The 5,031-nt window shown below is 40.0% G+C and carries 5 protein-coding genes; all 5 read left to right on the forward strand.

What is annotated here, in order from left to right; translation table 11 throughout:
- The coding region (locus G3KMM_RS02850; protein WP_164998495.1) for a hypothetical protein at positions 1-244 on the forward strand (244 nt) is incomplete at its 5' end.
- Positions 245-402: 158 nt separating this feature from the next.
- Positions 403-2,832 (forward strand): ankyrin repeat domain-containing protein, encoded by a 2,430-nt coding sequence (locus tag G3KMM_RS02725; RefSeq protein WP_129605265.1) that lies wholly within the window; start codon positions 403-405, stop codon positions 2,830-2,832.
- A 212-nt stretch (positions 2,833-3,044) separates the two neighbouring features.
- Complete coding sequence (rpsL, locus tag G3KMM_RS02730) at positions 3,045-3,458, forward strand: 30S ribosomal protein S12 (RefSeq protein ID WP_129605266.1); 414 nt, start codon at positions 3,045-3,047, stop codon at positions 3,456-3,458.
- A gap of 2 nt (positions 3,459-3,460) precedes the next feature.
- The gene (gene rpsG / locus G3KMM_RS02735) at positions 3,461-3,940 is read left to right on the forward strand and encodes a 30S ribosomal protein S7 (RefSeq protein WP_129605269.1); all 480 of its coding nucleotides are present in this window, start codon (positions 3,461-3,463) and stop codon (positions 3,938-3,940) included.
- A gap of 134 nt (positions 3,941-4,074) precedes the next feature.
- A partial coding sequence (gene gap / locus G3KMM_RS02740) for a type I glyceraldehyde-3-phosphate dehydrogenase (protein WP_129605271.1) occupies positions 4,075-5,031 on the forward strand: 957 nt, incomplete at its 3' end.

Genomic DNA, 5,031 nt, shown 5'->3' on the forward strand with positions numbered 1-5,031 from the left:
CTTTTTGGTCGCTGCCGTCATTGCCTTACTAAATCAGTCTCTTGGCGTCGCACTTCTTATTATTCCATTTGTATCCTTTTTAGCTCTATCTGCCAATATGATTGTTTGGGCACTTGTCCGTATGTTTCTGGACGAATCTACTAAAAATGATTATAAAAAATCAGAAGCCTCCAAAGGTGAAAGTGAAAAAGCAGTAGATTCTGTTAAAAATAAACGCTCCAAAGCAACATCAAAAAATAGTTAAATCTAACAAGATAATGTTAGCAAAACAAACATATAAGAATCTCTCAAATGTTTGTTAATCTCACAATTTAAAAAATAGAGCAACGCTCTATTTTTTTATTTCATGCTACAATAACCATATACGCAATATAAATAATTCATGCTCTAAAGAGGGATTCCATGCCAAGTCTATCACCGAATCAACTTAATTCTGCATCAAATGTAGATGATCAGCAAAACGAAATTCTATCAGAAAAACAATCTCTCACTCGCCTCCAAAACGAAATCGGCTCCAAAGTCCTCTCTCTTGTTAACTTTGAATCTAAGCATAAAGACATCGTCGAATCCTCTTTCAACAAAGCTCGCCAAAACAAAGAAAAACTCCCAGGCAAAAATAATGAACGTAGAAACTTCGCCTATCTCTCTCGCCTCAATAATATGGTTGAGAAGTATGGCGATAAAGTTGAGCAAAAACTCTGGGAGGCCTCTGCCGAAAATCTCGTCATGGACTATGAAGACATCCCAGACGCCTATTGGAAACAACAGGAACAGATCCTAAGAGACAACGGTCAAGGTAGAGAATTAAGTAAATATCAAAAGGAAATCCTCGCTGAAGATCTCATCGAAAAGCAGCGTGAGTCTATCAATACCTGGTCTAACTACTTAGGTGATAAAGACTGCCCTTATCCTACTTGGTTTAAAGTCTATGCCTTCGATGGTGTTTCTAAAATGGGACTTATCAATAAAGAAACCAAAGAGTTTGAGAAACGCGATAAAACTACCGTTGCAAGTTTCCCAACTCTTAATCCTGAAGTCTTAGCTAAGGTTTATCGCAACATCAACGAGTTCTATGCTGTAAATGAAGAAGACTGGTTAGCACAACATCCAGATGATGAAAAACTAGTATCTCTAGTTAAATCTGGTAACTTCCCCAAACTCTACGCTAAAGAACTCTTTGACACCAAGACCATCATTAAAACCCCAGAAAACCCAGAGGATGTCGAAGGCGATTGGTTTACATACCAACTTGGCGATGAAGATGAACTCGCTAAAACCGCCGAAGGGACTGGTTGGTGCATTGCCGACCCAAACGTTGCACGTAGCTATCTTTCTTATGGTAATTATGCTGGCAATGAAAATGATTGGGAAGATGATGAAGACTGGGAAGATGATGATGAAGATGATGATGAAGACTGGGAAGATGAGGAAGAAGATTGGAAGGAAGAAGAGGACAATAATAATTGGGGAGAAGATGAAAATAATCCAGAAGAAGATGAAAATAATCCAGAAGAAGATAACGAAAGTAATCCCAAAGCCAAGTTCATTGTCTTTAAACTAAAAGCTCCAAATTCCCCAGACGGCTATTCCACTAATGGCGTTGCCTCCATTCGTCTTGACCCGGATGGCAAGGTTACTGAAGTTTCAGGATTAAACGAGGGGCAGGCCATTGAAGATTCTTTGATCCCCACCGTAAAAGAAAAAGTCTTGTCTTTGCCAGGCGGCAAAGAGTTTCTTCAGAAATTCGAGGATAAGCAAACTCTCATCAAACTAGATCATAAAATGCAAAATGGCGAAGACTTAACCAAAGAAGAACTCAGCTTCCTCTATGAGCTAGATCGCCCAATTGCTACTCTAGACACCTATAATAGTAGAGATCCTAGAATAACAGAGTTAAAAGAAAAGTATGGCATAGAATACACCTTAGAAAAAGGAGTAGATGCTAATAAATTGGCTTCAAGTTTAGAACCTGAAGATATTGCTAAAAACCTGGACCCTCTTATAAGGCACGGTGTAGATATTGATATTAACGAATTGGTTTCAGACTTAGATTCCGTTCAAATTGCCAAAAATCTAGACAAACTCATTGAACACGGTGCAGATATTGATGTTAATGAATTAGTTTCAAGCCTATACCCAGACGATATCGCCTATAATCTAGAATATCTCCTCGAACACGGTGCAAGTGTTAATAATCTTGTAAATAATATGATGTCTTATGATATCATAGCAAACCTAGACTATCTCCTCGAACATGGTGCAGATATTAATAATATCGAAAATAACATAGATTCAGACGATACCTCCGATAATCTAGATTATCTCCTCGAACATGGTGCAGATATTAATAACATCCTGGATAACATGGATTCAGACGATATCTCCTATAATCTGGATTCTCTCCTCAAAAATGGTGTAGATATTAATAATATCGTAAATCGCATGAATTCAGACGATGTCGAAAAAAACCTAGATTATCTCCTCGAACATGGTGCAGATATTAATAATATCGTAAATCACATGGACTCAGACGATATTGCCTATGATCCAGATTATCTCCTCAAACACGGTGCAGATATTAATAATATCGTAAATCACATGTATCCAGAAGATATCGAAAAAAGACTAGATTATCTTCTTGAACACGGTGCAGAAATTGATGTCAACAAATTAGTCTCAGATTTAGACTTTCTTCGTATCGCAGATAACCTAGATACCCTCCTCAGGAATGGCGCAGATATTGATGACGTAATAAAAAGACTAGACAAAAGACACATTAAAGATAACATCTCCTCCGAAAATACGGCGCAAATCTCGATGATTATTAAGTAAAAATTAAAACTCCATTTTTGACATATTTGATAATCCTGCAGATTATGTAAATCCTTAACAAAAAACCAGAAATTGACGAAATTCCAGGCAAGTAGTATAATATTATAAGAGTTTCAAGCGGAATCCCATTGCTGTAAAGGAGGACGCTACGAAGTTGAGAGACTTCAAACCGAAAAGGTAAACTATAAATCGATTTAATATAAGAGGATAAAATGCCAACAATCAATCAATTGATTAGGAAACCACGTAAAGTGGCTGCAAGAAAGTCAAAGTCACCAGCTCTTGGTAGTATTGTCAATACTCTTAAGACTCGTTACTACGATCAGCCAGCTCCATTAAAACGTGGTGTTTGTATCAAAGTTACCACCAAGACCCCAAAGAAACCAAACTCAGCTCTTCGTAAAGTAGCTCGTGTTCGTCTTACTAACGGTCAAGAAGTTTGGGCCTATATCGGTGGTGAAGGTCACAACCTACAGGAGCACGCCGTTGTTCTCGTTCGTGGTGGTCGTGTCCCTGATCTTCCAGGTGTCCGCTATCACATCGTCCGTGGTACCCTCGATCTTCAGGGTGTTAACGGTCGCAAACAGGGTCGCTCAAAATACGGCGCCAAGAAGGAGGGTAAGTAATTATGCCACGTAAAACTACTAAATCACTTGAACGTAAAGTCAACCCAGATCGTCGCTACCAGTCTATTCTTGTTCAGCGTTTGATCAATAAATCCATGCTTAATGGTAAGAAGCAAGTTGCCGAACGCGCAGTTTACTCTGCCATCGAAGGTGCAGCAAAGAAACTTGGCTCAGAGAATCCAGTAGAAGTTCTTGAAAAAGCTATTGCCAATGTTTCTCCAGATTTTGAAGTTAAATCCCGCCGTGTTGGTGGTGCTAACTACCAAATTCCATTCCCAATTTCCGGCCACCGTCAGATGCACTTTGCCTTTTCATGGCTCGTTGTCTCTGCTCGTGCTCGTAAGGGTATGCCATACGAACGTCGTCTTGAAGCCGAAATCGTCGATGCCTACAATGCAACCGGCGCTGCCTTCAAGAAGAAGGAAGACACACACCGCATGGCTGAAGCCAACCGTGCTTTCGCACACTTTGCTCGTGGCTAATCAAGAGTTTTCTAAAAACACCACTTCGGTGGTGTTTTTTATTGAAAAGTTCTCATTCAACATAGATTATTCTCATACTAAATCCCCTTAAGCCTAAACTGATATGCTATAATAATCTAAAATAAGGAGGTAAAATGATAAAACTTGCAATTAACGGCTTCGGTCGCATCGGTCGTAATGCCTTCAAGATTGCTTTTGAGCGTCGTGACGTCAAGGTCGTTGCTATCAATGACCTAACAGATACCAAGACGCTAGCTCATTTATTAAAACACGATTCAAGTTACGGTACTTATGATCGCGATGTTAAATTTGACGAAGAGAATCTTATTGTTGACGGTGAAAAAATCCGTGTCTATGCAGAGAAAGAACCAAAAAATCTTCCATGGAAAGATCATCGTGTTGATGTTGTGATTGAATCAACAGGCTTTTTCACAGATCCAGCTAAGGCTGCCGCCCACCTTGAGGCTGGCGCTCAGAAGGTGGTCATTTCCGCTCCAGCCAAAGGTGAAGGCGCCAAAACCATCGTCATTGGCGTTAATGAAGACACTGTAACAGAAGATGACAAGATTTTATCCAACGCATCATGTACCACCAACTGTATTGCTCCAGTTATGAAGGTACTTGAAGATAACTTTGGTATCGAAAAAGCTCTTATGACTACCGTGCATTCCTATACTGCTTCTCAGCGTATCTTGGATGCTCCTGCTAAGGATTTACGCGAGGCTCGCGCAGCTGCCGAAAATATCGTACCTACTTCAACTGGTGCTTCCAAGGCTGCAGCCCTCACCATTCCTGCTCTCAAAGGGAAATTTGACGGCCTTTCCATTCGTGTTCCGACCCCAGTTGTCTCTCTTGCCGATATTACGGCGGTCTTAAAGAAAGACACTACTATTGAAGAACTTCAGGAAGTCTTTAAAAATGCTGCCAAAGAACCATTCTATGAAGGCATCCTTGGTGTCTCTGAAGAGCCTCTTGTTTCAATCGACTATCGTGGTAATTCTCACTCCAGTATTGTTGATCTTCCGCTTATTAATGTGGTTGATAAAAACTTAGTAAAAGTGGTTGCTTGGTATGATAATGAATGGGGCTAT

The sequence above is a fragment of the Candidatus Nanosyncoccus nanoralicus genome, from assembly GCF_004138405.1.
Taxonomy (GTDB): Bacteria; Patescibacteriota; Saccharimonadia; order Saccharimonadales; family Saccharimonadaceae; genus Nanosyncoccus; species Nanosyncoccus nanoralicus.

Excerpts from the sequence above, each read along its gene's own strand:
- G3KMM_RS02725 (WP_129605265.1), top strand. The coding sequence starts at position 403 with ATGCCAAGTCTATCACCGAATCAACTTAATTCTGCATCAAATGTAGAT.
- rpsL (WP_129605266.1), top strand. The coding sequence starts at position 3,045 with ATGCCAACAATCAATCAATTGATTAGGAAACCACGTAAAGTGGCTGCA.
- rpsG (WP_129605269.1), top strand. The coding sequence starts at position 3,461 with ATGCCACGTAAAACTACTAAATCACTTGAACGTAAAGTCAACCCAGAT.